A 1,496-nucleotide genomic window follows, 5' to 3' on the forward strand; every position below is an offset into this window, starting at 1 on the left:
TTTTGAAATTGAACTTTATTTTTAGCCATGGGTGACCTCCTTTTGAATTTAGAGGTATTATCCCATAACTGGTAGGACAAATAGCGTCCTACCCAAAAATTAGCTGAAGATTAGTGGTAATCAGATTTAGTTATGAAACACTAGAATCATTAGAATTTATAACAGAAGAAATGTCACATTTAGCATATGTTAGATTATACTTTGGCGGTCCAGAGGATTTGCAATGAGTGAATATTATTTAAGAACGGAAAGTATAAAAAACTCTGAGATAAAGAATCTGTCAGTAGTCAATGAAGCAGATATAAATATCATACAAGCCCTAAAGTCATCAGAACCGTGTCTCTTGGAAGGATCTAGAGGAACCGGAAAATCATTTCTAATGAAAATTGCAGAGTTGGAAATTGAAGAGACTGGTGATCATTCGTTGCCTGTTTTTGTTACCTTTAACAAAAGTTCTCTTATAAACACGGACGACGATCTTCAATTTTATCATTGGATGCTTGCTAAGACTTTAAAAGCATTGACAAATAAACTCAGAAAGAAAGGATTATCAGTATCAGGTTACTCTGCAAGTCTTTTAAGCAATGATGAAAGTGATGACTCTGGACAGGTAGAAAAAGACCTGAAAAAGATTGTCAAGAGTTTCGAAGAGTCATATAAAAACCGAAAAAAGGCCGATATCTCCTTACTCCCAGATATAGAGGATGTGAAAGAGGCAATAGAGGCAATCTGTGAAGATAATTCAATTACTAGAATATTCTTTTTCTTTGATGAAGCTGCACATGTTTTCAGACCTGAACAACAACGACAATTTTTCAATCTTTATAAAGATCTTAGATCACCTTACATAACTTGTAATGCAGCAATCTATCCTGGAGTAACCTATTTCGGAGATTCTTTTGAACTAACACACGATTGTATTTATAAAAGAATAGAAAGAAATATTAAAGATTCAGATTATTTGCAATATTTTAAAGATATTGTTTTCAAACAAGCTACTGAAAAAACAAAAATTGCATTTGATAATCGTAGAGATCTTTTTAATACTTTGGCATTTTGTTCAGGAGGCAATCCCAGAATATTGCTAAAGACTGTTCAAGATTTGGACAAAATAAACGCAAATTCCGTAAATACCATAATTAAGGATTTTTATCGCGGCAAGATTTGGCAAGAACACACTGAATTGGGTGAAAAATACAAAGGGCATCAACCATTAATTGACTGGGGAAGAAAGTTTCTCGAGGATGTAGTTATTCCCACCTTGGTAAACTACAATATTGTTCGAATAGAAAAAGGGATTAATGAATCAAGCATATACTTTTGGATACATAAGAACTCGCCAGTACCGGTTAAAGAAGCACTACGTTTATTAACTCAACTTTCGGGATTAAGTTTCAGGCACTCTCAATTCACTTTTTGCGATGCCTACTGAATCAAGTGCTGTGTCCATTAACGTTGCAAAGAATATTTGGATAGTCTTCTCACAAAATGCTCCC

At 34.0% G+C, this 1,496-nt stretch carries 1 protein-coding gene; it reads left to right on the plus strand.

Annotation, left to right across the window (positions count from 1 at the left end):
• Positions 1–223 precede the first annotated feature (223 nt).
• Positions 224–1,432 carry a hypothetical protein gene (locus FCL48_RS24625; RefSeq protein ID WP_136876743.1) on the plus strand — a complete coding sequence of 403 codons (1,209 nt, stop codon included), beginning with the start codon at positions 224–226 and terminating at the stop codon, positions 1,430–1,432.
• The last annotated feature ends 64 nt before the right edge of the window (positions 1,433–1,496 follow it).

This window comes from Desulforhopalus sp. IMCC35007 (assembly GCF_005116575.1).
In the GTDB taxonomy this organism is placed as follows: domain Bacteria; phylum Desulfobacterota; class Desulfobulbia; order Desulfobulbales; family Desulfocapsaceae; genus Desulforhopalus_A.